The organism is Pseudomonas sp. ACM7 (assembly GCF_004136015.1).
Taxonomy (GTDB): Bacteria; Pseudomonadota; Gammaproteobacteria; order Pseudomonadales; family Pseudomonadaceae; genus Aquipseudomonas; species Aquipseudomonas frigoris.
Genome location: NZ_CP024866.1, coordinates 6,250,221 through 6,276,760, shown reverse-complemented (window position 1 = coordinate 6,276,760; position 26,540 = coordinate 6,250,221). Strand labels below are relative to the sequence as shown.

At 61.5% G+C, this 26,540-nt stretch carries 24 protein-coding genes; 20 read left to right on the top strand and 4 right to left on the bottom strand.

Annotated features, from left to right (window positions below; translation table 11 throughout):
- A partial coding sequence (locus CUN63_RS29965) for a transposase domain-containing protein (protein ID WP_178082690.1) occupies nt 1-214 on the bottom strand: 214 nt, incomplete at its 3' end.
- 242 nt (nt 215-456) lie between these two features.
- On the opposite strand from CUN63_RS29965, the gene CUN63_RS29960 reads away from it, so the two are divergent.
- Nucleotides 457-1,683: an RtcB family protein gene (locus CUN63_RS29960; RefSeq protein ID WP_129444765.1), complete on the top strand. Its 1,227-nt coding sequence runs from the start codon at nt 457-459 to the stop codon at nt 1,681-1,683.
- Between the two features lie 27 nt (nt 1,684-1,710).
- Here CUN63_RS29960 and CUN63_RS29955 read toward each other — a convergent pair whose 3' ends face one another.
- Together CUN63_RS29955 and CUN63_RS29950 are read right to left on the bottom strand one after the other, a co-directional pair.
- Nucleotides 1,711-2,424: a cupin domain-containing protein gene (locus tag CUN63_RS29955; protein WP_129444764.1), complete on the bottom strand. Its 714-nt coding sequence runs from the start codon at nt 2,422-2,424 to the stop codon at nt 1,711-1,713.
- Nucleotides 2,425-2,466: 42 nt separating this feature from the next.
- Nucleotides 2,467-3,324, bottom strand: coding sequence for a GNAT family N-acetyltransferase (locus CUN63_RS29950; RefSeq protein ID WP_129444763.1), 858 nt, complete (start codon nt 3,322-3,324; stop codon nt 2,467-2,469).
- A 242-nt stretch (nt 3,325-3,566) separates the two neighbouring features.
- Here CUN63_RS29950 and CUN63_RS29945 point away from each other — a divergent pair, with 242 nt between their 5' ends.
- From CUN63_RS29945 to CUN63_RS29880, 13 genes are all read left to right on the top strand, one after another.
- The gene (locus CUN63_RS29945) at nt 3,567-5,039 is read left to right on the top strand and encodes an aldehyde dehydrogenase (RefSeq protein WP_129444762.1); all 1,473 of its coding nucleotides are present in this window, start codon (nt 3,567-3,569) and stop codon (nt 5,037-5,039) included.
- Nucleotides 5,040-5,529: 490 nt separating this feature from the next.
- Complete coding sequence (locus CUN63_RS29940; protein ID WP_129444761.1) at nt 5,530-6,198, top strand: haloacid dehalogenase type II; 669 nt, start codon at nt 5,530-5,532, stop codon at nt 6,196-6,198.
- 57 nt (nt 6,199-6,255) lie between these two features.
- Complete coding sequence (locus CUN63_RS29935) at nt 6,256-7,530, top strand: FAD-binding oxidoreductase (protein ID WP_129444760.1); 1,275 nt, start codon at nt 6,256-6,258, stop codon at nt 7,528-7,530.
- Nucleotides 7,531-7,624: 94 nt separating this feature from the next.
- On the top strand, nt 7,625-9,262 hold the full coding sequence (locus CUN63_RS29930) for an ABC transporter substrate-binding protein (protein WP_129444759.1): 1,638 nt from the start codon (nt 7,625-7,627) through the stop codon (nt 9,260-9,262).
- Nucleotides 9,263-9,307: 45 nt separating this feature from the next.
- Nucleotides 9,308-10,264, top strand: a complete 957-nt coding sequence (locus CUN63_RS29925) for an ABC transporter permease (RefSeq protein WP_129444758.1) — start codon at nt 9,308-9,310, stop codon at nt 10,262-10,264.
- Nucleotides 10,261-11,136 carry an ABC transporter permease gene (locus CUN63_RS29920; protein WP_033062146.1) on the top strand — a complete coding sequence of 292 codons (876 nt, stop codon included), beginning with the start codon at nt 10,261-10,263 and terminating at the stop codon, nt 11,134-11,136. The genes CUN63_RS29925 and CUN63_RS29920 overlap by 4 nt, the downstream gene beginning before the upstream one ends.
- Before the next feature lies 1 nt (nt 11,137).
- Complete coding sequence (locus tag CUN63_RS29915) at nt 11,138-12,979, top strand: ABC transporter ATP-binding protein (protein WP_129444757.1); 1,842 nt, start codon at nt 11,138-11,140, stop codon at nt 12,977-12,979.
- On the top strand, nt 12,976-13,284 hold the full coding sequence (locus CUN63_RS29910; protein ID WP_129444756.1) for a (2Fe-2S)-binding protein: 309 nt from the start codon (nt 12,976-12,978) through the stop codon (nt 13,282-13,284). Before CUN63_RS29915 ends, CUN63_RS29910 begins: the two co-directional genes overlap by 4 nt.
- The gene (locus CUN63_RS29905) at nt 13,266-14,657 is read left to right on the top strand and encodes an NAD(P)/FAD-dependent oxidoreductase (protein ID WP_129444755.1); all 1,392 of its coding nucleotides are present in this window, start codon (nt 13,266-13,268) and stop codon (nt 14,655-14,657) included. Before CUN63_RS29910 ends, CUN63_RS29905 begins: the two co-directional genes overlap by 19 nt.
- Complete coding sequence (locus CUN63_RS29900; protein ID WP_129444754.1) at nt 14,654-15,808, top strand: FAD-binding oxidoreductase; 1,155 nt, start codon at nt 14,654-14,656, stop codon at nt 15,806-15,808. Before CUN63_RS29905 ends, CUN63_RS29900 begins: the two co-directional genes overlap by 4 nt.
- Nucleotides 15,805-16,962, top strand: a complete 1,158-nt coding sequence (gene argE / locus CUN63_RS29895; protein ID WP_129444753.1) for an acetylornithine deacetylase — start codon at nt 15,805-15,807, stop codon at nt 16,960-16,962. Before CUN63_RS29900 ends, argE begins: the two co-directional genes overlap by 4 nt.
- A gap of 261 nt (nt 16,963-17,223) precedes the next feature.
- A complete protein-coding gene (locus CUN63_RS29885; RefSeq protein ID WP_129444752.1) occupies nt 17,224-18,681 on the top strand; it encodes an NAD-dependent succinate-semialdehyde dehydrogenase in 1,458 nt (485 codons plus the stop codon).
- Nucleotides 18,682-18,706: 25 nt separating this feature from the next.
- Nucleotides 18,707-19,786, top strand: a complete 1,080-nt coding sequence (locus CUN63_RS29880) for a tartrate dehydrogenase (protein WP_129444751.1) — start codon at nt 18,707-18,709, stop codon at nt 19,784-19,786.
- A gap of 122 nt (nt 19,787-19,908) precedes the next feature.
- Here CUN63_RS29880 and CUN63_RS29875 read toward each other — a convergent pair whose 3' ends face one another.
- Entirely contained in the window at nt 19,909-20,835 is a 927-nt protein-coding gene (locus tag CUN63_RS29875) for a glyoxylate/hydroxypyruvate reductase A (RefSeq protein WP_129444750.1), read from the bottom strand.
- Between the two features lie 272 nt (nt 20,836-21,107).
- Here CUN63_RS29875 and gabT point away from each other — a divergent pair, with 272 nt between their 5' ends.
- The 6 genes from gabT (at nt 21,108) to CUN63_RS32495 (ending at nt 26,538) form a co-directional block, all read left to right on the top strand.
- Nucleotides 21,108-22,400: a 4-aminobutyrate--2-oxoglutarate transaminase gene (gene gabT / locus CUN63_RS29870; protein ID WP_129444749.1), complete on the top strand. Its 1,293-nt coding sequence runs from the start codon at nt 21,108-21,110 to the stop codon at nt 22,398-22,400.
- A 95-nt stretch (nt 22,401-22,495) separates the two neighbouring features.
- Nucleotides 22,496-23,152 (top strand): HAD family hydrolase, encoded by a 657-nt coding sequence (locus CUN63_RS29865; RefSeq protein ID WP_129444748.1) that lies wholly within the window; start codon nt 22,496-22,498, stop codon nt 23,150-23,152.
- Between the two features lie 45 nt (nt 23,153-23,197).
- On the top strand, nt 23,198-23,686 hold the full coding sequence (locus CUN63_RS29860; protein ID WP_008055821.1) for an Lrp/AsnC family transcriptional regulator: 489 nt from the start codon (nt 23,198-23,200) through the stop codon (nt 23,684-23,686).
- A 403-nt stretch (nt 23,687-24,089) separates the two neighbouring features.
- Nucleotides 24,090-24,860 (top strand): DUF4198 domain-containing protein, encoded by a 771-nt coding sequence (locus CUN63_RS29855; protein WP_256657627.1) that lies wholly within the window; start codon nt 24,090-24,092, stop codon nt 24,858-24,860.
- 28 nt (nt 24,861-24,888) lie between these two features.
- A complete protein-coding gene (locus CUN63_RS29850) occupies nt 24,889-26,094 on the top strand; it encodes a DUF1624 domain-containing protein (RefSeq protein WP_129444746.1) in 1,206 nt (401 codons plus the stop codon).
- Between the two features lie 66 nt (nt 26,095-26,160).
- A complete protein-coding gene (locus CUN63_RS32495) occupies nt 26,161-26,538 on the top strand; it encodes an OprD family outer membrane porin (RefSeq protein ID WP_256657626.1) in 378 nt (125 codons plus the stop codon).
- Nucleotides 26,539-26,540 lie beyond the last annotated feature (2 nt).

Here is a 26,540-nt window from a genome sequence, read left to right as displayed (position 1 = left end):
CGACTATTGGCTCACCTCTGAAAAGTGCCATCCCGACTACCAGCCAAAGGACTACGTCCGAAGGCAAGCGCCGACGTCGGATCGTGGCTTTATCCGCCAGAGCGGCCGCCGCGGTAATCCAATCATGAGGAATATGATCGGTGAACACCTCAAGGCGAGAGAGCGGTTGCTCAGCAAAATCCAAAACCGCGCTTAAATCCTGAGCAACAGACATAAAAAATCCGGAATCCTTATCAGATTCCGGATTTTCCTGCTGCCTGAGGATTAGTCAACAATCCTTAAGTGAACAGCATTGCGCTCACTGAGCGGCGTTTCTGTTATCAGTGAGTAAATAAATTTGTCCCCTTTTTTCCGCGAAGTAGGAAAATCAAAGCTGGCGCGTCGGCTGCTATACCTTTTTCACCTCAGGCGCCAGAACAACGCCGAACAATCGGCCAATCGAAAAGAATCGAAGTCATGCAAGCACATACCTACCAACTGCTGGAAGTCGCCAACGGCAAACCGATCAAGCTGTGGACCGAAGGCGTTCCGGTAGAAAACGAAGCCAGACAGCAATTGATGAACACCGCCAAGATGCCGTTCATTTTCAAGCATCTGGCCGTGATGCCTGATGTTCACCTGGGCAAGGGTTCGACCATCGGCAGCGTGATTCCCACGGTCGGCGCGATCATTCCGGCCGCCGTCGGAGTGGATATTGGTTGCGGCATGATCGCCGCGTGCACGTCGCTGACCGCCAGTGATTTGCCAGACAACCTGCATGGCTTGCGTTGCGCGATCGAGAAAGCGGTGCCCCATGGTCGCACCAGTGGGCGCGGCGGTCGGGACAAGGGCGCCTGGGACAGCGTTCCGCATCAGGCGGACCGGGCTTGGGCGGCACTGGACCCACGGTTCAAGGCGATCACCGACAAGTACCCGAAACTCGCCAACACCAATAACCGTGGGCACTTGGGCACGCTGGGCAGCGGGAATCACTTCATCGAGGTGTGCCTGGATGAAACCAACCGGGTCTGGTTCATGCTGCACAGCGGTTCCCGTGGCGTCGGCAACGCTATCGGCAACCTGTTCATTCAAATGGCCCAGGCGGATATGCGTCAGCACCTCGCCAATCTGCCGGACCGTGACCTGGCTTACTTTAAAGAGGGCAGCCGGCACTTCGCTGACTACGTCGAAGCGGTCGGCTGGGCTCAGGACTTCGCCAGGCAGAACCGTGCATTGATGATGCAAGCGGTGATTCAGGCGACACGAAAAGTAATCAACAAGCCCTTTGAGGTGGCGCTGGAAGCGGTGAACTGCCACCACAACTACGTGCAGAAAGAGCGACATTTTGGTCAGGATATTCTGGTCACCCGCAAAGGCGCGGTGTCGGCCAAGAAGGGCGAGTTGGGGATTATCCCGGGCTCGATGGGCGCCAAAAGCTTCATCGTCCGTGGGCTGGGTAACGAGGATTCATTCTGCTCCTGCAGCCACGGCGCCGGCCGCACCATGAGTCGTACCAAGGCGAAAAGCCTGTTCACCGTCGAAGATCAGATCCGAGCCACCGCCCACGTGGAGTGCCGCAAGGATGCTGCCGTCATCGATGAAATTCCGATGGCCTACAAGGACATCGACCAGGTCATGCACGCCCAGCGCGAGCTGGTGGAGGTGCTGCACACCTTGCGTCAGGTGGTGTGCGTAAAAGGATAGGAAAAATGGGCACGGGTATGCCTTGCACTACTTCACCGCATAGAACTTGCGCACATACCGCGTACTTTTCCACGCGCACGGTGCACCGAGCGGCACAAACACACTGTCGCCGGTGTTGACCTCCACGCTCGTTCCATCAGGCGCCAGCAAGGTGACACTGCCTTCGATCAGGTTCATCAGCTCATGGAGTTTGTGGGGCCGGCCGTGACGCTCATACGGTGTCGAATCCCAAACGCCGACGCGCAGGTGGATGGCGTCGTCTTCGAAGGCATTGTGTGACCGACACTGCGGCGTCGGCCCTATCAAAATCTGCGGTTCCGGTGCGACCGAAGGCGAGAGCATGTCCAGCGGGTCGAGCGCGGTCAGGCCGGGTGTCGGGTTTGCGGCGGGGCTGGTGACGGCACAAAAGGCCCAGCACGTATCAGCATGAGCCTGAAGTCGCAGCGATGTCCCGCGACCTATCACGGCGCTGGCCCCGACACCCAATTCCAGCGTCTGCGTTTCGGATTGCAGCACGACGTGGCCGGCGTGGACCACGATCACTTCGGTGTGCGGAAAGTCATTGCTATCGAGCGTTCCGCTGATGTGCACGATGCCCGCTGATACGCCATCCGGGCCGTTATAGGCCAGCTGGCGACCGCCCTTGAACGGATCGAAAGCACCCAAAGACGCTGCTGTAAAAGACGTGGTAACGCGGCTGCCGTCGGCGCGAGCCAACAGCAGAACGGTAAGTTCAGACATACGGGTGACGCTCCTAAAAAAAAGGACTGTGGGGGATAGCGGTCAGCCAATGGCTTGAGTCACCACAGCGAACTGTTGGACGCCATTGGCTGTTTGCGGTGGCGTGCCCTTGGCCATTTGCGCCACGGTATCGACCTGCCTCAAACCCGCCGACTCCAGCCATTCGGCCAGGCCGCTGTCTGCCGGAATGTCGATGCGTACGAAGGCGTCCGGTACGTGCGCCAGCAACACGGCGATCAGGTGTTTAGTCTGTTCGAGGTTTTCGGCGACGACCGGGCCGATGCAACGACCACGGCCGAAGGGGCGCAGCAAGGCGAAGGCGCGTAACTGGCCGTCGCGCTCGATCCCCACCGAATGCTCGACCACTTCAAACAGATCCGCGAGCACCGCTTCGCGATCCAGCCCGCTGCCGGCGTTGGCCAAAGCCAGCACGCGAGCCTGATCCGCCGCGTTCAGTGCACGGCAATGTTCGCCGTCGGCCAGTGCGGCGGGTGCAGGTGCATTGACGTTGCCCTGATGCTGCTGAATTCGGCCGAATTCGACAAAGCCCTGGCTGGCATAAAGCGGTGCGCCTGCCAGTGTGGCGTTGAGCATCGGGGTGCGTGACTGGCAGGCATCCAGAGCCTGTTCCATGAGCTTGCGGCCGATGCCTTTGCCTTGATAGTCATCACTGACAATCACCAGGCCAATGGTGGTGAAGCCACCCTGGGGGCAGGCGAATGCCGTGCCGATCAGACGCGCGCCATCCAGCACCACAAAGCCGTCGCTGACCCGTTGCAGCATCGCCCAGTCGTCCAGGCGATGGGGCCACTTCAACTGCACGGACAAGGCGTGGGCCGAGGGCAGGTCGGCGGCCGTCATTGGCCGATAGACATAAGCAGGTTGTTGCAAGGCGGACATGGCGAGTCTCCGTTGGACAGTGTGCGCGAGCGGCCGGATTTCCAGCGCGATGGTGCCTGTATCCCATCTGTGCGAAGGCCTGACAAGGGGGGCTGGAGCATTCGGCAGATTCCGCAAGCCCGAGGCCGGCAGACCACACTTACTACTTAAATGCACCGCAAGGTCGGCAGCAAATGCCAGGGCTTTTTTTCTACGATGGAGACCTGAGTTCACGACGCGTCGTCCCTTATTTGGAGTGCTCCATGGATAGCTTCGATCCCCGCCTTATCGCTGTGCGCAGCGCTCACTTCATTGCTGGAAAGTACCGCGATGCGCAACCCGGGCTTGAGGTGGTGCGCCCCTCTGACGGCCAGGTCTATGCTCAGTTGCCAATCGCCGATGCCGACCTGGTGGATGAGGCGGTCACTGATGCCTGGCAGGCGTTCAACCGCAGTGACTGGGCCAGCCGTCCACCCCGGGAGCGAGCGCGGGTGATGCGCCGCTGGGCCGATCTGATCGAGGCGGACGCCGCCATTCTGGCACCGCTGGAAGCCGTGGGCTCGACGCGTCCTCATAAAGATGTGATCGCCTGGGACATTCCTTATGTCGCCGAAGGCATTCGCTTCTTCGCCGAACTGGCGGACAAGCATGGCGGTCACGTGGCAGCGACCCAGACCGATCGACTGGGTATGCAGATCGCCGAACCCTACGGCGTCATTGCCGCCATCGCACCGTGGAATTTCCCCTTGAGCATGGCCTCCTGGAAGGTGGCCCCGGCGTTGGCAGCCGGTAATGCCGTGGTGCTCAAACCTTCGGAGCTGACGCCATTCTCCAGCCTGCGCTTTGCCGAACTGGCACTGCAGGCGGGCATTCCGGCGGGGATTTTCAACGTTATCCAGGGCGATGGCCGCATCACGGGCGATGCCTTGTGCCGCCATCCGCGAGTGGCCAAAGTGACGTTCACCGGGTCCACGGCGACCGGGTCGAGCATCATGTCGACCTGTGCGCTGGTGGGGCCGAAACCGGTGACCCTGGAACTCGGCGGCAAGAGCCCGCAACTGGTGTTCGCCGACGTACCGGACATCGCCAAAACCGCGCGCACCGTGGCGCTGGCCATCACCGGCAACGCCGGGCAGGTGTGCGTGTCTGGTTCGCGGTTGTTGATCCAGCGCTCGATCATGGAACCCTTTGTTGCGCATTTGCAGGCGTATTTCGAGGAACTACACCCGGGGCCGACCTGGTCATCCGAGAGCACGTTGTCGCCGATCATTTCCCGACTGCAAGCCAGTCGCATCGACGGTATCGTCCAACGCTCGCGTCAGGCTGGTGCTGAAGTGCTGACCGGCGGCGGAGTGTTTGAAGGTCTGGGCGGCGCTTATTACCAACCGACGTTGCTGATGGGGCTGGACAATGACAACCCGGCCGTCTGCGAAGAAATCTTCGGCCCGGTGCTCACGGTGCAGGCATTCGATGATGAAGAACAGGCGCTGAGCCTGGCCGCGCACGCCACCTACGGCTTGGCGGCGGGTGTACACACCGCCGATATCAATCGCGCCCTGCGTCTGGTCCGGCGGCTGGAGGCGGGGACCGTTTGGGTTAACCGTTACGGGCGCAGTAACGACTACATCCTGCCGACCGGCGGCTACAAACGCTCCGGCATCGGCAAGGACCTGGGGCGCGAAGCGTTCGAAGCCAATTTACGCTTCAAGAGTGTGCTGATCGATATCGTGCAATAACACAAATCCCCCTGTGGGAGCGGGCTTGCTCGCGAAGAGGGAGTGTCAGTCGACATCAATGCTGCCTGACACACCGCCTTCGTCGGATCGCCGCCAGGAGCAAGCCCGCTCCCACAGGTTCTCAGCAACCTCCAGATATTCGCCACGTTTGAATCAGCACCCAAACGGGCGCTTCCGCAAGGAAGCGCCCGTTTTCGTTCAGCCCGGCGCAGGTTCTGCGGTAGATCGGTGCGTGATCGGGCCTTGCAGGGCTATAAAGGCCCATAAGAGCGCACAAATACGGGGTTTGCCCAAGGCTTGTGCGCGCCGCAAAGTCTGCTGAGGGCAGGCGCCAAAACGGTGGTTTGTATCGAGCGAAGGTCGCTTTTAACGCCATCTGCTGATTTCACAGTGTTGTAATGACGGTGTGCTGCAGCGTTGCATCACAGCTTCGGTAACGGAGCGAATGCTTGTCACGCCATGACCTCAACGAACTTCAGGACCGCACTCAATGAGCTTTCTTCGCCCCAAATTCATTACGTTCGACTGCTACGGTACGCTGACCAACTTCCACATGGGCACGATGACTCGCGAGCTGTTCGCCGATCGCGTGAAGCCCGAGCAGATGGATCAGTTCGTCAAGGACTTCTCGGCCTACCGCCTGGACCAGGTCATGGGTGACTGGATGCCATATGACGAAATCCTCAAGACCGCACTGGCGCGGACCTGCAAGCGCTGGGGCATCGAGTACCGTGACGAAGGTCAACTGTATTACGACGCCGTACCGACCTGGGGCCCGCACCCCGATGTGCCGGCCGGCCTGTCGAAAATCGCCGACAAGATCCCGCTGGTGATTTTCTCCAACGCCAGCGACAGCCAGATCATGTCCAACGTCGACAAACTCGGCGCGCCGTTCCACAAGGTTTTTACCGCCGAACAGGCCCAGGCCTACAAGCCGCGTCTGGCCGCGTTCGAGTACATGCTCGACAACCTCAACTGCGGACCGGAAGACATCTTGCATGTGTCCTCCAGCTTCCGTTATGACCTGATGCCGGCCCACGACATGAAGATCAAGAACAAGGCCTTCGTCGCCCGTGGTCACGAAGTCCCGGCCAATGCCTTCTACGGCTACCAGCAGATCACCGATATTGGCGGGCTGGCCGCACTGGTTGGTCTCTGAGTCGAACGGTAACGGCGCTCTTCAACGCATTCTTTTTTTGGCATAGGCGGGTTAGACATGGGCAGTGAATCCTACTGGCTCGACACCGCACCGGCGTTCAGCGGTGCACAGTTCGGCGCATTGCCCGGGCAGGTCGACGTGGCCATCGTCGGTGGTGGTTTCACCGGCCTGGCGGCGGCCCGGGCGTTGGCCTTGAAGGGCGCCAGTGTGGTGGTGCTGGAGGCCGGAAGGGTCATCGGTGAAGCGTCGGGGCGCAATGGCGGCCAGTGCAACACCGGCGTTGCCCAGGACTACGCCGGGCTCAGCGCCAGCCTCGGTGCCGACAAGGCACGGGCTTATTACCAAGCCTACGAAAGCGCGGTGCAGAGCGTGGTGTCGTTGGTGGAGCAGGAGCAAATCGCCTGCGACCTGATTCGCAACGGCAAGCTCAAACTGGCCGCCAAGCCCATGCACTACGAAGGGCTGGCACGGACCTGCGAACTGATTCGCAAGGAAGTCGATGCCGACGTCGAATTGCTGACCGCCGAGCAGACCCGCGCGGAAGTCAATTCCGCGCAGTTCCACGGTGGCTTGCTGCAGCGCAACGGCGTGCAGATGCATGTCGGGCGCTTCGGTGTCGGGTTGGCCGAGGCAGCGGCACGTCACGGCGCGCTGATCCATCAAGGCACTTCGGTCACTGACTGGAAAGCCCAGGCCGGCGGTTATCAGGTCAACACCAGCAAAGGATCGCTGCACGCCGGTCAGGTGTTATTGGCCACGGGCGCCTGTCAGCACGGTGGTTTGGGCTGGTATCGGCGGCGGATCGTGCCGGTGGGCAGTTTTGTCATCGCCACCGAAGTCCTTCCACCGTCGCTGATCGAGCAGTTGTTGCCGGGCCGCCGCGCCTATGTCACCAGCCGCATGATCGGTAACTACTTCCGCCTCACCCCGGACAATCGCCTGCTGTTTGGCGGCCGTGCGCGGTTCGCCATGTCGGACAGCGTCAACGACGCCAAAAGCGGCAAGGTGCTGCACGCGGCGATGGTGCAGATGTTCCCGCAGTTGGCCAACGTGAAGATCGACTACTGCTGGGGCGGGCTGGTGGACATGACCTCAGACCGACTGCCTCGGGCGGGTCAGCACGGCGGTGTTTATCACTCCATGGGCTACAGCGGCCATGGCGTGCAGATGTCGGTGCACATGGGCCAGGTCATGGCCGATGTCATGGCCGGCAACGTCGAAGCCAACCCTTGGCGTGAACTCGAATGGCCGGCGATTCCAGGCCATTTCGGCAAACCGTGGTTCCTGCCGTTCGTAGGTGCCTATTACCGCTTCCAGGATTATTTGCATTGAGTTGATGTTGTGGCGTCACCGTCGTTTGCGTTTCCAGGACGTTCCGGTCAACCGGGACACTCGAGCCTTCTCATTTTCGACAGGTACAACTGATATGACTGACAACAAGATCGACTCCCAACTGATCTCCGGCCAGGAAAGCCTACGGGTATTCGAAGGCCTAAATCGCGGCATGTCGCGCCGCAACGCCTTGCAGATGCTCGGCGTGGCCGGTGTGGCTGCGGCGGGCGCCGGCAGCCTGTTCGGCGCCGCCGGTAAACTGTTTGCCGAAGAAGCCGCCACCCCCGGCAAAGGCAAACCGGGCGGGCGGATTCGCGTCGCCGGCATGTCCAGTTCCACCGCCGATACGCTGGACCCGGCCAAAGGCGCGTTGTCGACCGACTACGTGCGCCACTTCATGTTCTACAACGGCCTGACCCGTTTCGACGCCCACTTGGTGCCGCAACTGGAACTGGCCGAGCGCATCGACAACACCGACGCCACGCTGTGGACCATCACCCTGCGCAAGGACGTGACCTTCCACAACGGCAAGACCCTGAGCGCTGCCGACGTGGTGTACTCGCTGTCGCGCCACAAGGATCCGCTGACCGGCTCCAAGGTCATGCCGCTGATGGCGCAGTTCGAAGAAATCAAAGCCAGCGGCCCCAACGAAGTTCAAATCCGCCTGAGCGCGCCGAACGCCGAATTGCCGTCGATCCTCGCCGTGTCGCACCTGATGATCGTTCCGGAAGGCACCACCGATTTCAACCAGGGCATCGGCACCGGGCCGTTCAAGGTCAAGGAATTCAAACCGGGCGTGCGCTCGATTGCCGCGCGCAATACCGGCTACTGGAAACCGGGCCTGCCGTACCTGGACGAAATCGAGTTCATCGCCATTGCCGACGAACCGTCGCGGGTCAACGCGCTGTTGTCGGGCGACGTACACATGATCAACGAGGTCAACCCGCGCTCGACCACGCGCATCAAGGCCAGCGCCAAACACCGGGTCGTGGATGCGCCATCGGGTAACTACACCGACCTGATCATCCGCCAGGATCAGATGCCGGGTAAAAGCGCCGAATTCACTCAGGCCATGAAGCACCTGCTGGACCGTGAACAGGTTAAATCCGCAGTGTTCCGGGGCTTTGCCGTGGTCGGTAACGACCATCCGATTTCCCCCGGTTCGCGCTACTACAACGCCGACCTGCCGCGACGGGTCTACGACCCGGAAAAAGCCAAGTTCCTGCTCAAGAAGGCCGGCATGGAAAGCATCACCATGCCGCTGGTCGCATCGCCGGCCGCCACCGGTTCGGTGGACATCGCGGTGCTTTTGCAACAGTCGGCGAAACAGGCCGGGCTCAAGCTCGACGTCAATCGCCTGCCGAGCGATGGCTACTGGTCCAATCACTGGATGAAGCACCCGCTGAGCTTCGGCAACATCAACCCGCGGCCGAACGCCGACGTGATGTTCTCGCAGTTCTTCCAGTCGAAAGCGCCGTGGAACGAATCGGGCTGGCAGAACGATCAGTTCGATCAGTTGCTGATGCTCGCCCGGGGTGAAACCGACGACGCCAAGCGCACCAAGATGTACGCCGACATGCAGACCCTGGTGCATGACCACAGTGGTATCGGCGTGCCGGTGTTCATCAGCAACATCGACGGTGTCGACCAGCGCATCAAAGGTTACGGCAGCAACCCGCTGGGTGGTTTCATGGGCTACATGTTCGCCGAGCAGGTCTGGCTGGACGCTTGATGAGCAGTGGTTGAAGCGACGGGGACATTGCATGAGGGTAGGGCGATGAATAGCAACACACTGTGGTTGATCGGCCGGCGCCTGGGCGCCGCGATCGTGACTTTGTTGATCGTGTCCATGGTCGTGTTTGCGATCACGGCGGTACTGCCGGGGGACGCGGCGCAACAATCGCTCGGGCAGTTCGCCACGCCGGAACAGGTGGCGGCCTTGCGCCTGAAACTGGGGCTGGATCAGCCCGGTGTGTTGCGTTACCTGCACTGGTTGATGAACCTGCTGAGCGGCGACATGGGCCAGTCGGTCTCCAACGCCATGTCGGTCAGCGAGTTGATGGCCGGGCGGGTGCCCAACACCTTGATGCTGGCGGCCGCGACGGCGCTGGTGTCAGTGCCGGTGGCGTTGATTCTGGGCATCGGCTCGGCGATGGGCCGCGGGGGGCGCATCGACAGCTTCCTGAGCTTTTTCACCCTGGCCATGGTGGCCGTGCCGGAGTTTCTGGTGGCGACCCTGGCGGTGCTGATTTTTGCGGTGAACCTGGGCTGGTTGTCGGCGCTGTCCTATGCCAGCGACATCACCTCACCTTGGCAATTCATGCGTACTTACGCCTTGCCGGTGATGACGCTGTGCTGCGTCATCGTCGCGCAAATGGCCCGCATGACCCGGGCAGCGGTGATCGATCAACTGGACAGCCCCTACGTGGAAATGGCCCGGCTCAAAGGCGTGAGCCCGATGCGCATTGTGCTGCGCCATGCCTTGCCCAATGCCATCGGACCCATCGCCAATGCTATCGCCCTGAGTCTTTCTTACCTGTTGGGCGGGGTGGTAATCGTCGAGACGATCTTCAACTACCCCGGCATCGCCAGCCTGATGGTTGATGCGGTGACCAACCGCGACATGGCGCTGGTCCAGGCCTGCACCATGCTGTTTTGCACGGCGTACCTGGGGTTGGTGCTGATTGCCGACCTGTGCGCGATTCTGTCCAATCCGAGGCTGAGAAACCAATGAACAATCTCATTGTGAAATCGACGCCTGCGACCCCGGACCTGTCGGTTGGCAAGGTGTCTCATGGTCCGGCCTGGCTGGGTCTGATCGGGGCTGCGATGTGCGTTATCTGGTTGCTGGTGGCGATCTTCGGCCCCTGGCTGGCGCCGCACCCGGTGGGTGAAGTGGTCTCTGACAATGTCTTTGACAGCATCAGCGCCGTTTACCCGTTCGGTACCGATTACCTGGGCCGCGACATGCTCAGTCGCATCCTCGTCGGCGCACGTTTCACCGTCGGCCTGGCGTTGGTGGCGGCGGTGTTGGCCAGCGGTCTTGGCACCAGTTGCGCGCTGCTGTCGGTGGTGTCGCCGAAGTGGCTGGACGAGGTGATCAGCCGCTTGATGGACGCCTTTATCTCGATCCCGAGCAAGATGCTGGCGCTGATCATGGTCTCGGCCTTCGGCTCGTCGGTTACCTTGCTGATCTGCACCGCGGTGCTGAGCTTCACCCCCGGCGCGTTCCGCATCGCCCGCAGCATGGCGGTGAACATCGAAGCCCTGGAATACGTGCAAGTGGCCCGTACTCGCGGCGAACGTCGGCTGTACATCGCGTGCGTGGAGATCCTGCCGAACATGCTCAACCCGGTACTGACGGACCTGGGGCTGCGTTTCGGCTTCATCGTGCTGCTGCTCAGCGGCATGAGCTTCCTCGGTCTGGGTGTGCAACCGCCGGATGCCGACCTCGGCTCACTGGTGCGCGAAAACATCGGCGGCCTCAACCAGGGCGCGCCGGCCATTGTGATTCCGGCCCTGGCCATCGGCACCCTGACCATCGGTGTGAATCTGTTTATCGACCGCCTGTCTTCGCGACGTAGTCGACGTTCGGGAGGCCATTGAAATGAGTGAATTGATTCGAGTCGAAAACCTGCGCGTGGTCGCCTGTGGCGAGCGCGGCGAAGTAGAAATCGTCAAGGGTGTGAGTTTCTCCCTGGCCAAAGGTGAAGTGCTGGCGTTGATTGGCGAGTCCGGTTCGGGCAAGACCACCATCGCTCTGGCGCTGCTCGGTTACGCCCGGCGCGGTTGTCGCCTGGCGTCTGGCGTGGTGCAGATCGGCGAGCACGACATGCTCGCGTTGAGCGAAAGCGAGCTGCAAGGCCTGCGGGGCAACCGGGTGTCCTATATCGCCCAGAGTGCGGCGGCGGCGTTCAACCCGGCGAAGAAACTGATCGATCAAGTAGTGGAGGGCGCGTTGATTCATGGCCTGGGCAGCCGGGCCGTGCTCGAAGCCAAGGCCGTCGAGTTGTTTCGCGACCTGGCGCTGCCGGACCCCGATCGCATCGGCCAGCGCTATCCCCATCAGGTCTCCGGCGGGCAACTGCAGCGGGTGATGGCGGCCATGGCACTGATCAGCGATCCGCTGCTGGTGGTGCTCGATGAACCGACCACGGCACTCGACGTGACGACCCAGATCGACGTGCTGCGCGCCTTCAAACGGGTGGTGCGCGAACGTGGGGCGACGGCGGTTTACGTGTCCCACGACCTTGCCGTGGTCGCGCAAATGGCCGATCAGATTGTGGTACTCAACGGCGGTGAGATTTTCGAACAAAGTGCCACCGCGCCATTACTCAAAGGCCCGGCCCACGAATACACCCGCAGCCTGCTGGCGGCGGCGCGGCCGGACACGACGATTCGTCCGCCCTGCGATGTGGCGCAAGACACGCCCTTGCTGACCATCCAGGGCCTGACTGCCGGTTACGGCAACAAGAACATGCACGGCATGCCGTCGATTCGGGTGCTGGAAGACATCGACCTGACCGTGCGCCGGGGCCAGGCCATCGGCGTGATCGGTGAGTCGGGCTCGGGCAAATCGACCCTGGCACGGGTGGTGGCGGGGCTGCTGACCCCGGCGCTGGGCGGGCTGACCTTCGATGGTCAACCGCTGGGCGGCAGCCTGTCCGAGCGCACCGCCGAACAGTTCCGCCGCATTCAAATGGTGTTCCAGAATGCCGACACCGCGCTCAACCCGATGCACAGTGTCAGCACCATTCTGAGCCGGCCGCTGAAGATGTATTTCGGTCTCAAGGGCGCCGCATTGCGCGAGCGCATCGGCGAGTTGCTGGACCTGGTGCGCCTACCGCGAGACATGGCGGAACGGCGTCCGAATGAACTGTCCGGCGGGCAAAAACAGCGGGTCAATCTGGCCCGGGCGCTGGCGGCCAAACCGGACCTGATTCTGTGCGATGAGGTGACCTCGGCGCTCGACACCGTGGTCGGCGCGGCGATTCTCGAACTGCTGCGCGACCTGCGTCAGGAAGTGGGAGTTTCGTACCTGTTCATCAGTCACGACATCTCCACCGTCCGCGCGCTGTGTGATGACATTGTGGTGATGTACAGCGGCCACAAGGTTCAGGCCGGCACTCGGCAAGCGTTCGCCCAAGCCCCGTTCCATCCTTACACCGACCTGTTGATCCATTCGGTGCCGGAACTGCGTCAGGGCTGGCTGGAGAACTGTGGCACCACTTGCGGCGAACTGCCGCCAATCGGCGCCAGGGCCAACGTGCCAGAGCTGTGCACCTTTCTCAATCGGTGCCCGGTGCGGGTCGACAGCCTGTGTAATCGCACCGCGCCGAACCGCCGGATCATCGCCGGTGGCAGCGAAATCCTTTGCCACCACGACACCGCCGAGCTGCTGAAAACCCAGCAGGATTTGAACATCATGACCCAGGGAGCCTATGCATGAAGGGGCGTTTTGTGAGGCTGGCCGAGCAGGGCCGACCGACCGTCAATCTGAAGGTGGACGGCGCACCCATCGAGGCGTTGCTGGGCGATACCCTGATGGTCGCGCTGCTGACCCAGGGCTCGGCGTTGCGCCAGTCGGAATTCGATTCGGGCCGCCGCGCCGGTTTTTGTTTGATGGGCGCTTGCCAGGATTGCTGGGTCTGGACCCGCAGCGGCGAACGCTTGCGTGCCTGTTCCAATGAAGTCCGTGATGGGCTGGACATCGTCACCACACAACCGGAGGCGACATGGCCACTGCACGGCTGAGCTCTAATAAAGTCGTTATTGTCGGCGCTGGGCCGGCCGGTATTCGTTGTGCCGAAACCCTGCTGGACGCGGGTTTCAAACCGATCCTGATCGATGAAAATCGCCGGGATGGCGGGCAGATCTACCGTCGCCAACCGGAAGGCTTCACCCGCGATTACGCCACGCTGTACGGCACCGAAGCCGCCAAAGCCCGGGACCTGCACCAAAGCTTCGATCGCTTGCGCGGATCGATCGACTACCGACCGGACACGCTGGTGTGGAACCTCACAGCGGGGCAATTGTGCTGCGTGAAACAGGGCAAGTATACGATGGTGGATTACGACGCGTTGATCCTCTGCACTGGCGCTACCGATCGCTTGATGCCGATCGAAGGCTGGCAACTGGCGGGCACCTACAGCCTCGGCGGAGCACAGATCGCACTCAAATCCCAAGCTGTTTCCATTGGCCACAGCGTGGTGTTCATGGGCAGCGGGCCGTTGCTGTATCTGGTGGCCAGCCAATATGTCAAAGCCGGCGCCAACGTGGCGGCAGTGCTCGACACCTCGCCGCTGAGCAAACGCATCCTTGCCATGCCCAAACTGTTGGCGCGTCCCGGATTACTGTTCACCGGGATGAAACTGTTGGCGCAGCTGTATCAGGCGAAAATCCCGGTACACCTGGGGATCAAACCCCTGCAAGTGCTGGGCGACGCGGCGAGCGGCGTCAGTGGCGTGCGGGTCAGCACGGCGAGCGGGGAAACCCTGACGGTCAATTGCGACGCCGTGGCCCTGGGTTATCACCTGCGCCCGGAAACGCAATTGGCGGACCTTGCCGGTTGTCGCCTGCGTTTCGATGAGGCGTCCAGCCAATGGTTGCTGGCGGTTGATGAGGATGGCCGAACCTCGGTCAGTGGTGTGTACGCGGCCGGGGACGGCTCGAAGATTCGCGGCGCGGATGCCGCTGAACACGCCGGAAGGCTGGTCGCCATGGCGCTGTTGGAGGACCTGCAGCAACCGCTGAATGTCGGGTTGCGCGACGAACAACGCCACGCGCTGGCGGTGATGGACCAGTTTCGCCTGGGGCTGGCCCAGGCGTTTCCCTGGCCGTCGGCGCAAGCCAAAGCTTTACCGGATGCCGCCATCGTCTGTCGCTGCGAAATGATCAGCGCCGGCGAATTGCGCCGCACCGTCAGCGAAAATGGTGCCTGCGAAGTCAATCGGGCCAAGGCGTTCAGCCGCGTCGGCATGGGCCGTTGCCAGGGACGTTATTGTTCCCAGGCCGGGGCCGAGGTGATTGCTGCCGCTGCTGGTGTCAGCGTGCAACAGGTCGGTCGGCAGCGCGGTCAGGCGCCGGTCAAACCCCTATCGATGCTCACCGAGGAGGTGTCGCCATGACGGTTCATAAAGCCGATGTCGTGATCGTCGGCGGCGGCCTGATGGGCTCGGCGGCGGCGTTTTTTCTGCGTCAGCGCGGTCAGTCGGTGATCCTGCTGGAGCGCGACCAGATTGGTCAGTACGCCAGCGGCGTGAACTTCGGCAACGTACGGCGCCAGGGCCGATTCCTCGGGCAGCTGGCGTTGGCTAACCGTTCGTGGGCGCTGTGGAAACGCTTGCCGGAGTTGATCGACGACGACCTCGAATTCATCGCCAGCGGGCACATGCGTGTGTGTTACCGCGAAGACGAAATCCCTGAACTGGAAGCCTACGCGGCAGCGCCCGAAGCGGCGCAACTGGATCTGAAAATCTTTCGCGGCGCTGAACTGCACGCGCGGTTCCCGTTCCTCGGCCCGGACGTGAAGGGCGGCTCCTACGCGCCCCACGACGGCCACGCCAACCCACGTTTGGCCGCCCCGGCGTTTGCCCGTGCCGCACGGCGACTTGGCGCGCGGATCGAAGAACAGACGGAAGTCGCCGAAGTGCAGAAGGTCGGTGGCGAGTTCAACGTCACCACCACCGATGGCCGCCAGTTCAGCGCCGCCCAGCTGTTGATCACCGCCGGCGCCTGGGGCCAGAAGCTGTCGGCGCAGTTCGGCGAACCGGTGCCACTGGACACCCACGGCCCGCAAATGGCCGTGACCGAACCGGTGCCTTACGCCTTGCCGACCGTGATCGGCGTGTACACCAAAATTCCCGAGGAAGTGATCTATTTTCGCCAGATCCCGCGCGGCAACATCGTCATCGGCGGCGGCTACCGCAGCAAACCGGACATGCTCAATCGCCGGGCCTATGTCGAGCCGCGCAGCATCCTCAATCAGATGGAGCAGATGCGCCGTCTGCTGCCGGGTGTCGGCAACCTGAACATCATTCGGGTCTGGAGCGGCATCGAAGGTTATCTGCCCGACTCCCTGCCGGTGATGGGCCCCAGCGGCACCGTCGATGGTTTGTTCTACGCCTTCGGCTTCTGCGGCCACGGCTTCCAGCTCGGTCCTGGCGTCGGCGACGTGATGGCCGAACTGATCAGCACCGGCAGCACCAGCACGTCGATTGAGCCGTTCTCCATCAACCGGTTCGCCCTCTCAGCCGAGCAACGGAGCAAGGCCTCATGAAACCCCGTGTACTGGATATTCTCAAACGCCTGATGGCCTTCGACACCGTGTCGTCGGAGTCGAACATGGCCCTCATCGAGTACGTGCGTGACTTGCTGCTGACCAAGGGCATCGAGTCGCTGATCGTCAAGGATGAAACCGGCAAAAAGGCCAACCTGTTCGCCAGCACCGGCCCACGCGAGTTGCCGGGGATTCTGCTGTCCGGGCATACCGACGTGGTGCCGGCGGCGGGGCAGGCCTGGACCTTCCCGGCGTTTCAGGCGACGGTGCAGGACGGGCGGATTTACGGCCGTGGCAGTTGCGACATGAAGGGCTTCATTGCATTGGCCATCGACGCCATGCTCGACGCGGCGGACAGCCCGTTGAGCCGGCCGCTGCAACTGGCGCTGTCCCATGACGAAGAAACAGGTTGTGTCGGCGTGCGCCGCTTGCTGGACGTGTTACACCTTGCGCCGGTACGACCGTTTTTGTGCCTGATCGGTGAACCGACCAACATGCAGTTTGTGTTGGGGCACAAGGGCAAGGGTTCTTACCGCACCTACTGTCGGGGCCTGGAAGCGCATTCCTCGCTGGCACCGCGCTCGGTCAATGCGATTCATGTGGCCTGCGATTTCATCGCCGCGCTGCGTCAAAGCCAGCAGCAGTTGCAAGAGCAGGGCACCCAGGATGCGGACTACGACGTGCCCTACAGCACCGTGCATGTCGGACAGATTGTTGGCGGCAAGGCGCTGAACATTGTGCCGAATCTGTGCACCCTGGACTTCGAAGTGCGCAACTTGCCGGCGGACGATCTGGATCAGTTTCTGGAACAGATGCGCGAGCGTGCCGAAGTCATCGTGCGTGAGGCCAAAAAACTGTCCAGTGTCGCCGCGATCGACATTGAAACCGTCAACGTCTATCCCGGCCTCGATACGCACCCGAGCGTCGAAGCGGTGCGCTTCCTGAAGAACTTCGCCGCGCCGGATACCGGCACCGCCAAAGTATCGTTCGGCACCGAAGGCGGGCTGTTCAAGCAGCGTCTGGATGTGCCGGTGGTGGTCTGCGGCCCGGGCTCGATCGAACAGGCGCACAAGCCGGACGAGTTCATCGAGATCAGCCAGATGGAGGCCGGTGAGCGGTTTCTTGATGGCCTGCTGGGTTCCCTGAAGCAGTAATCAAGTCCTACGGCAAAACAGAGATCAAATGTGGGAGCGGGCTTGCTCGCGAAGGCGTCGTGTCAGTCAGCATTTATGACAACTGACACACCGCTTTCGCGAGCAAGCCCGCTCCCACATGGTTTTGTGTTGATCTGACAGATCATGAATCTGCCGTTTCACCGCTAATTTCAGCATCCGACACTGTCCTGAAATCGCTTTCAGCATCCTCACCCGCCACACCTCCCTAGACTGGAGCGTGTCTCGGATCAGGACTCGACCATGCTCAATAATCGTTTGAAAGACCCCAGCCTTTTGGCAGAACTTGCCTATGTCGACGGGCAGTGGATCGGCGCCGACAACGCCGCGACCCTGGACGTCATTGACCCGGCCAGCGGTCAGTTGATTGGCCGCGTACCGGCGATGCAAGGCGCGGAAACCCGTCGCGCCATCGAAGCGGCCGAAAAAGCCTGGCCGGCCTGGCGCGCTCGCCCGGCAGCGGAACGTGCGGCGCTGCTGGAGCGATGGTATCAGGCCATGATCGACAACCTCGACGACCTGGCGCTGATCATGACCTGCGAACAGGGCAAACCGTTGAACGAAGCCAAAGGCGAAATTCGCTACGGCGCCGGTTTCGTCAAATGGTTCGCCGAGGAGGCCCGGCGGGTCTACGGCGAAACCATGCCGGCCCCCAGCGGTGACCGCCGACTGCTGACGCTCAAGCAACCGGTGGGAGTTTGCGCCGCGATCACCCCGTGGAATTTCCCCAACGCGATGATCACCCGTAAATGCGCACCAGCCCTGGCGGCCGGGTGCCCGATCATCGTCAAACCCTCGGACCTGACGCCGTTGTCAGCCCTCGCCCTGGCGGTGTTGGCCGAACGGGTCGGCATCCCGGCCGGGGTGTTCAACGTGTTGACCGGCATGCCCGCCGGGATCGGCGAAGAGCTGACCGGCAACCCGAGCGTGCGCAAGATTTCCTTCACCGGCTCCACCGCCGTCGGCCGCTTGCTGATGCGCCAAAGCGCCGAACACATCAAGCGCTTGAGCCTGGAACTGGGCGGCAACGCGCCGTTCATTGTGTTCGATGACGCTGACCTTGAGCAGGCGGTGGCCGGCATCATGCTCAGCAAGTTTCGCAACGCCGGGCAAACCTGCGTCTGCGCCAATCGCATTCTGGTGCAGGATGGCATCTACGAACGCTTCGCCCAGCGCCTGGTGGAGGAGGTGGGCAAGCTCAAGGTCGGCAACGGCCTGGACGCCGACGTCACCATCGGCCCGCTGATCAACCCGGCGGCGGTGAGCAAAGTCGCGCGGCACATCGACGATGCCCTGAGCCAGGGCGCACGTTTGCTCTGCGGCGGGATTCCCGAGGGCGACAGCCAGTTTGTTCAACCCACGGTACTCGGCGAGGCCCACGCAGGCATGCTGCTGGCCAACGAAGAAACCTTTGGCCCGGTGGCGCCGTTGATGCGCTTTACCGATGAAGCCGAAGCCCTCGCGCTGGCCAATGCCACGCCTTACGGTTTGGGTGCCTACTATTTCACCCAGGACTTGCGTCGTTCATGGCGTTTCGGCGAGGCGCTGGAATTCGGCATGGTCGGCCTCAACACCGGGATCATTTCCATGGAAGTCGCCCCGTTCGGCGGCATCAAACAGTCAGGCCTAGGCCGCGAAGGCAGCAAGTACGGCCTGGACGAATACCTTGAAGTCAAAGCCTTCCACATCGGTGGGCTGTAATTCACAGACACAGGGAGGCAGATTGATGAGCAAGACATTCAAAATCGCCGCGATTGCCGGCGATGGCATCGGCAAGGAAGTCCTGCCGGAAGGGCTGCGAGTACTGAAGCAAGCAGCGAAGAAGTGGCAGCTGGATCTGAGCATTGAAGTGCTCGATTGGGCGCATTGCGATTACTACCTGGAACACGGGCAAATGATGCCCGACGACTGGTTCGAACAGCTCAAAGGCTTCGACGCGATCTACTTCGGCGCCGTGGGCTGGCCGGACAAAGTGCCAGACCACATTTCCCTGTGGGGTTCGCTGCTCAAGTTCCGTCGGGACTTCGATCAGTACGTGAACATTCGCCCTGTGCGGCTGTTCCCCGGCGTGCCGTGCCCCTTGGCCGGACGCAAACCGGGGGACATCGATTTCGTGGTGATCCGCGAGAACACCGAGGGCGAGTATTCGTCGGTGGGCGGCAAGATGTTCGAAGGCACCGAGCATGAGTTCGTGCTGCAAGAGTCGGTGTTTACCCGACGCGGCGTGGACCGGATTCTCAAGTTCGCCTTCGAGCTGGCCCAGACCCGGCCGCGCAAGCGCCTGACGGCAGCGACCAAGTCCAACGGGATTTCCATCAGCATGCCGTACTGGGACGAGCGCACCGCATTGATGGCGGCGCAGTACCCGGACATCACTTGGGACAAGCAGCACATCGACATTCTGTGCGCGCGTTTCGTGCTGCAACCGGACCGGTTTGATGTGGTGGTGGCGTCGAACCTGTTCGGCGACATTCTGTCCGACCTGGGGCCGGCGTGTGCAGGGACCATTGGTATTGCGCCGTCGGCCAACCTCGATCCCGAACGCCGCTTTCCGTCGCTGTTCGAGCCGGTGCATGGCTCGGCGCCGGACATCTATGGGCAGAACATCGCCAACCCCATTGCGATGATCTGGTCGGGGGCGTTGATGCTGGATTTCCTGGGGAATGGAGATGAGCGCTATCGCGCGGCGCATGACGGGATTTTGCAGGCGATCGAGGATGTGATTGCCAATGGGCCGATTACGCCGGATTTGGGAGGGAAGGGGTCGACTCAGGAGGTTGGCAAAGCCATCGCCGACATTCTTTAAACCCACCGCCCAACCAATGTGGGAGCGGGCTTGCTCGCGAAAGCGGTGTATCAGTCAACGATGATGTTGGATGTTACGCCGCCTTCGCGAGCAAGCCCGCTCCACATTGGATCTGCGTGTGTTCAGTAACCTTGGGTGCGATCGATTTGGCCCACCATCGGCTCGCCTCTTTGATGCCGCCGAATATTCTCCAACAACACCCCAAACGCACTCTCCGGCTGCGTCATCGCGGCAATATGCGGTGTCAGCAGAATCTGCGGATGGTCCCAAAACGGATGATCCGCCGGCGCCGGTTCTTCCAGTAGTACATCGAGCACCGCGCCACTGAGCTGCCCGCTGTCCAGCGCCTCCAGCAGATCACTTTCCACCAGATGCCCGCCACGGCCCATGTTGATCAACGCCGCGCCATGGGGCAATTGCCGGAACAACTCACGATCAAGAATGCCCTGGGTCTGCTCAGTCAGCGGCAGCACGCACAGCAGAATGTCGCACTGGCTGAGGAACGCCGGCAGTTGCTCGCGCCCGGCATAGCATTCCACGCCAGCGACCTGATGCGCACTGCGCGCCCAACCCGACAAGGCAAAGCCCAACGGCTGCAATGTCGCCAGAATCTGCTGAGCCTGGGTGCCAAGGCCCATGACCCCGATCCGGCGCGTGGTCGCCGGTTGCAGCAAGTGCGCTTGCCAGCACCGCGCCATTTGCTGCTGGCGATAGCGAAGCATGTCCCGGTGCAGGCTCAGCACCGCGAAACTGGCGTACTCGCACATGCCGCGGGTGATGCCGGGGTCCAGCAGGCGCACCACCGGCAAGCTCACGGGCAAGCGACTGAGGTCCAGTTGATCGACCCCGGCGGACAACGCGAACAACACTTTCAGATTTGGCAGCAGCGTTTCCAGATCATCCGGTGCCTGCCATGCGCCCAAGTATTCAATCTCAGACGGATCACCGATGTCCGGCCAGGCGCGCCATTCGATATCCGGGGCGTGTTCGGCGAACAGCGCTTGCCACTGTTCGCCGCGCACAGGGTCAGCTTTATAAAGCAGGGCCATGGGCATGTCCTGAAGGATGAAGGTGCTGAACATCATCGCGCAATGCCAGCGCAGGATCTGTCGAAAGCGCCGGGTTAAACGGGTTTCGTGATGTTCGATCGGCGACGGCCCGGCAGATTCGGCGGGCGAAAGGAATCTGCCGTTTGGCAGGGTGAAAACAGTCGATCCGAATTTCTCAGGGGCCAAGTTCGGCGTAGATCGTTTCGCGCAAGGCTTAACCTGAACACCATCGCAACCACCTCCCGGTTGCCGGACTCACGATGGGAAATGCCATGAATAGCAAAGTCGACGAAACCCCTCATTTGCTTCGTCAGCGCGATCAATTCGTGCCGCGTGGCTTGGTTACCGCTCACCCGTTGGTGATCGATCGCGCCCAAGGTGCCGAGTTGTGGGACGTGGACGGCAAGCGCTACCTGGATTTTGTCGGCGGCATCGGTGTGCTGAACATCGGTCACAACCACCCGAAGGTGGTCGCTGCGGTGCAGGCGCAATTGCAAAAGGTCTCTCACGCCTGTTTCCAGGTGGTGGCCTATAAGCCTTATCTCGATCTGGCCCAGCGCCTGTGTGAAATGATCGGTGGCAAAGAAGCGTATAAAGCGGCGTTCTTTACCTCCGGTGCCGAGGCGGTGGAAAACGCGGTGAAGATCGCCCGCGCTCACACCAACCGCTCGGCCGTGATCGCCTTTCGCGGCGGCTTCCACGGCCGTACCTTGCTCGGCACCACGCTGACCGGCATGAGCCAGCCGTACAAGCAGAACTTCGGGCCGTTCGCGCCGGAGGTCTTCCACACTCCGTATCCGAATGCCTATCGCGGCGTCACCAGCGAGATGGCGCTCAAGGCCCTCGACGAGTTGCTGGCCACCCAGGTTGCCCCTGAGCGTGTCGCCGCGATCATCATCGAACCGGTGCAGGGCGACGGTGGTTTCCTGTCGGCGCCGGCGGAGTTTCTCCAGGCCCTGCGCGCGCTGACGGAAAAGCACGGCATCGTGCTGATTCTTGATGAAATCCAGACCGGTTTCGGCCGTACCGGGAAGTGGTTCGGTTTCCAGCACGCCGGCATTCAGCCGGACTTGGTGACCGTCGCCAAGAGCCTGGCCGGTGGCTTGCCGTTGTCCGGGGTGGTCGGCAAGGCCGAGATCATGGACGCGCCGCTACCCGGTGGCCTGGGCGGCACGTACGGTGGCAATGCCTTGTCTTGCGCCGCCGCGCTGGCGGTGATCGAGGCTTTCGAGCAGGAACAATTGCTGGCCCGCAGCGAAGCACTGGGCGAGCGTTTGCGTCAGGGGCTGCTGCGTTTGCAGGCCCGTCACGGGCAAATCGGCGACGTGCGCGGCGCCGGGTTCATGCTGGCGATCGAATTGATCAAAAATGATGAGGCCCGCTCGCCGGACGCCGACCTGAATCAGCGACTGATCGATGAAGCCCGGGCCGGTGGTTTGCTGGTGATCAAATGCGGTGTGTACCGCAACGTGTTGCGCTTCCTCGCACCGCTGGTGACCACCGAAGAACAGGTCGATGAAGCGCTGCAGATTCTTGAAGCAGCATTGGCACGGGTCTTGAACTGAGCTCATGGCCGCTCGGGGCGGTGCCACAAGGCATCGTCCGTGAGCGTTTATGGAGCATGGATTGATGGAATACATCATCGGAGGCTTTGCGCACCATGGGGCTGACTGAATATCGAGCACTGCTCATCGATTGCGATGAGGTCCTGGTCGATCGGGACTCGGGTGTCTGGACGGCACTGCAACCGCTGCTGGACAGCCGAGGCGGTCATCTGGACAAGGAACAGGTGCTGGCCGAATACAGCGAGGTGGTGCGTGCGCTCTATCCGCGTTTCGCTGAACTCGGCTTTAGTGGCGTGCTGTGCTTCGCCCATCGCCAGCTGGCCGAGCGCTGGGGCCTGAAAGCCAGCTGGGAGGAGGGCATGAGCTTTGCCCGTTCGGCGGCCGGCTGGTCGCTGTTCGAGGACGCGCCCGGGGCGATGTTGTACCTGCGCAAGTTCTACCGCTTGCTGGTGCACGGCGACCGGGATGCCGAGGATCGAGGGTTGCTGTGTGAGCGACTGGGGATCATGCCCGACGATTTCATCTCACTGGCCAGCGACCCGTTGCTCGATCCAGAGTGGTTGAAGGCCAACGAACTTGAACCCGGCAGCATCCTGCACGTGACCCGTCCTTCGGCCGGTCGACAGGCGGCCAAAGACGTGTGCCTGATCTGTCGCGGCCGCTCAAAACACCCCACGCCCTGCGCGGCGGATTACTGTATTAACAGCATGGCGGATCTGGTGGCTCAGCATCAGCTGTCTTTACGGCGCTGATTTTGCTAGAAGATTGTCTTACAAACGGCAGTCAAGAGGTACGCAATGGAAGGGTTAGTCAAACTGGACCGAATCGACATCAGCATCCTGGTGGAGCTGCAAAAGGACGGGCGCATGACCAACGTCAGCCTGGCCGATGCGGTTGGGTTGTCGGCCAGTCCCTGCCTGCAACGGGTCAAACGGCTTGAGTCGGCCGGGTATATTTCCAGCTACAAGGCGCACCTGAACCTGGCCAAGATCACCGATTCGGTGACGGTGTTTACCGAAATCACCTTGAGCGACCACAAGCGCGAAGACTTCGCCAAGTTCGAATCCAACATCCGTCTGGTGGACGAAGTGCTCGAATGCCATTTGATCAGCGGTGGCTACGATTATCTGGTGCGCTTCATGACCCGCAGCATCCAGCATTATCAGGAAGTGATCGAAAGCCTGCTGGACAAGAACATCGGCATCTCCAAGTACTTCAGCTACATCGTCATCAAGTCTCCGGTACTCAAGGACGGCGTGCCGCTGCGCAAGCTCCTGCGCCACTGACAGACTCCAATCTCAACACCAACACGAATGCCCTGTGGGAGCGGGCTTGCTCGCGATAGCGGTTGATCAGTCGACATCTTTACCGACTGACTCGCCGCCATCGCGAGCAAGCTCGCTCCCACAGTTGTTTTGCAGTTCCGCGACGCACTGTGTTTGGACATTGGGCCTCTGGAACTGCCTAAGGCGCTTCATGCTGGCGCAGTCCGCATAAACAGCTGTTTGCTGCCTGCAAAACAGTCTTCAGATGCGCCGCGACCGATGAATACAGAACAACGCGCAAAAGTCTCTGCGGTGTAATGCGTTCAGAGAGAGGGGAGCGGTTTGTTGTCTTGCTGGTTTCGATAAAACGATGCGGCTGCAATGACCCGCTGAATAACACCAATCGGAGCGTAAAAAAATGCGAATGAGCAACGCAAAAGCACTATTGGGTTACGGCGTCTTCCTGCTGGCGAGCAGCAGCGAGGCGCATCAAATCTGGTATGAACAACCACCCGGGCAACCCCTGGCGTTGTACTACGGGGAATATGACAAGAACATGCTGGAAGTCACGCCGGGCGGGATGGACCGGTTCCAGCAACTCAAGGGCTGGTCGATCAGTAACCGGTCCCAGCCGTTGACACTGACCTTGCAGCGTCAGGCCTTTACGGTGGCGCATCAAACCCGGGCAGATGACTCGCTGCTGGCCCAGGACCCGCACTATCCGATTTTCGATATTCATGAGGCGGACAAGGCGCTGAAGACTCACTGGACGCCAGCGACCCGTTGGGTCGGTGACTTGCGCGCACGCACCCCGGAACTGACCCTGGACATCGTGCCCACCGGTTTCGCCGATGCTGGCAAGGCGCAGTTCCAGGTGTTCTATGCGTCCAAACCGTTGGCCGACCAGGACGTGGTGCTGGAAACCGGTTCCGGTGAAGTGTTCACCCAGCGCACCGACGCCGCGGGCAAAGTCAGCTTCGATCTGCCGTGGCAGGGCACCTATGTGGTGGCTGTGGAATACAAGGACCGCACGCCCGGCGAGCGAATCAGTCCTCAAGGCAAGGCCGAACCGTTCGATATAAAGAGCTTCAGTTCGACATTGTCGTTCTATCGATCACAGGGCCAGACGCCGTTGCCGCGCGCGCCGTCGCAGCTGCCGGCATCGGAAGTCGCCAGGCTGAAGAAACAGGCCTGACCCCTGGACCACTACATGAGTGACTGATATGACCCCATCTTCAGGATTGGCAGGGCCGGCGACAACCGCTTCCCCTGCGCTTGCAACCAGTGCCGTCAAGGCCAACACCCGCATGCTGGCGATCGACGCCCTGCGCGGTTTCGTCATGCTGTTGATGCTGATCGACCATGTGCGGGAAACTTTTCTGCTGCACCGTCAGGTCACCGACCCGATCGATGCGTTGAGCGTCACGCCGGACCTGTACTTCACCCGCATGCTCAGCGAAATATGCGCCCCGGCATTCATCTTCCTCACCGGTTTGTCGGCCTGGCTCTACAGCCAGAAACACACGGCGAAAGAAACCTCGGTGTTCCTGCTCAAGCGCGGGTTGTTCCTGGTGTTTCTCGAAGTTACCTTCGTGTGCTTTGCCTGGAACGCCGAGTTCCCGCCCAAGACCCTGTGGCTGCAGGTGATCTGGTGCATCGGCATCTGCATGATCGTGCTCGCCGGTTTGCTGCACTTCAAACGCAGCTGGCTGATCGTGCTCGGCGTGGCCATTGTCGCCGGGCACAACCTGCTCGATGGCGTGACCGTTGGGCCGGAGTCGCCGTTCTTCGTGCCGTGGTCGATCCTGCATCAGCGGGTGTTCATCGACATCACCGAATTCACCCGGGCCCGCACCACGTACCCGGTATTGCCCTGGATTGGCGTGATCCTGCTGGGGTGGGGGATCGGGCCGTGGTTCGGCAAGGACATGGACCCGGCCGAGCGGATTTCCCGCCTGCTTAAACTGGGCGCCGGCCTGCTGGTGGCGTTCGTGTTCATTCGCTACCTGAACGTCTATGGCGAGAAGCCCTGGGTGCAAACCGGTGATTCGCTGCGCACCTTCATGAGTTTCATGAGCGCCAAGAAGTACCCGCCCTCGTTGATGTTCCTGATGCCGACGATTGGACTTTCGCTGATCTTGCTGGCGCTGTTCGAGAAGCTGCAGGATCGCTGGTCCACCGCGACCCTGGCGATTTACGGCGGGGCGCCGATGTTCTTCTATTTGCTGCACTTGTACGTACTCAAGGCCATGTACCTGGTGGCAGTCGCGATCTGGGGCGCCAATCAGGGTGCCTACTATGGCTTCGACAACCTGCCCACGGTGTGGCTGTGGAGTGTGATCCTCGGGGTGTTGCTGTTCTTCCCGACGCGCTGGTTCGCCAACCTCAAACAGCGCCGCCGCGATATCGCGATCCTCAAATACCTCTGAGGTGACCTACGGTGTCCCCCGTTCGGCGGGACACCTTGCAGACCCCGAATTCTGTGGAGTTGCACTGTGAAAACCCTATCGACGCACACCCTGCTATTGGCATTGGGCGGGCAATCCCTGCTCGCCCTGGCTTCAGAGCAAGACACCGCAACAGGCTTTATCGAAGACAGCCAATGGAGCCTGCTGAACCGCAGCCTCTACGACCGTCGCGACTATGAACACGGCTCACTGAGCAATGGAGCGCGCAATGCCTTCAAGCCCCGCGCCGAACGCAGCGACCTGGCCGAGGAGTGGGCCTACGGCCTGATGGCCGATTTCACCTCCGGCTACACCGCCGGCACCGTGGGGCTGGGCCTGGACGCCCATGTCTATTCCGGCTGGCAACTGGACAGCGGCGGCGGGCGGGCGGGCCGGCAAGGCGCGGGTGTTGGGCGTGGACAATGACG